This is a genomic window from Pseudomonas onubensis (genome assembly GCF_965653655.1).
Lineage (GTDB): Bacteria > Pseudomonadota > Gammaproteobacteria > Pseudomonadales > Pseudomonadaceae > Aquipseudomonas.
The window spans coordinates 1-524 of the sequence record NZ_CBFHAZ010000228.1; the positions used below are offsets into that span (position 1 = coordinate 1).

The window sequence follows — 524 nt, forward strand, 5'->3', positions numbered from 1 at the left end:
TGACTGGGGTGAAGTCGTAACAAGGTAGCCGTAGGGGAACCTGCGGCTGGATCACCTCCTTAATCGACGACATCAGCTGCTCCATAAGTTCCCACACGAATTGCTTGATTCATTGAAGAAGACGATAGAAGCAGCTTTAAGCTCCAAGCTGATAGCTCTTAGCTAATCAGTGACGCTCGAAATTGGGTCTGTAGCTCAGTTGGTTAGAGCGCACCCCTGATAAGGGTGAGGTCGGCAGTTCGAATCTGCCCAGACCCACCAATTTTGTTATGGGGCCATAGCTCAGCTGGGAGAGCGCCTGCCTTGCACGCAGGAGGTCAACGGTTCGATCCCGTTTGGCTCCACCATTAACTGCTTCTGCTGTTAGAGTTTAGAAATGAATATTCTGAAGTGAATATTGATTTCTAGTCTTTGATTAGATCGTTCTTTAAAAATTTGGGTATGTGATAGAAAGATAGACTGAACGTTACTTTCACTGGTAACGGATCAGGCTAAGGTAAAATTTGTGAGTTCTCTTAATTGAG

At 45.8% G+C, this 524-nt stretch carries 2 tRNA genes and 1 rRNA gene; all 3 read left to right on the forward strand.

What is annotated here, in order from left to right:
- Window positions 1-62: ribosomal RNA gene (locus ACTD9P_RS29690) — 16S ribosomal RNA — on the forward strand; the annotation flags it as partial.
- A gap of 122 nt (window positions 63-184) precedes the next feature.
- A tRNA-Ile gene (locus ACTD9P_RS29695) sits at window positions 185-261 on the forward strand.
- Window positions 262-271: 10 nt separating this feature from the next.
- Window positions 272-347, forward strand: a tRNA-Ala gene (locus ACTD9P_RS29700).
- The last annotated feature ends 177 nt before the right edge of the window (window positions 348-524 follow it).